1 pseudogene is annotated in these 243 nt (G+C 53.1%); it reads right to left on the reverse strand.

From position 1 onward, the window contains the following. Nucleotides 1–243, reverse strand: a pseudogene (locus AAEY88_RS15155) (alpha/beta hydrolase); the annotation flags it as partial.

Genomic DNA, 243 nt, shown 5'->3' on the forward strand with positions numbered 1-243 from the left:
GCGCACGGTCATGTCACCACCGTCAGCGTTGGCAATGGTTCTATCTTGCCAGCTGACGGCGTTCTCTGAATTTCCTGAGACATTCGCATTTTGTTGCCAAACGCTAGGCGCTTGCAACGACACCGCATCTGTACCAAATTTCTGCCGTAGGTTGGGTAGCTTATCCAGTGCTAATGGGCGCTTGAGCTTATTACTGACCGCAAGTATCAGGCGCAGATGGGCGTCAGCGAGGGGATATTGCTC

Origin of the sequence: Psychrobacter sp. CAL346-MNA-CIBAN-0220, from assembly GCF_040309805.1 — a bacterium.
Classification (GTDB): Bacteria; Pseudomonadota; Gammaproteobacteria; order Pseudomonadales; family Moraxellaceae; genus Psychrobacter.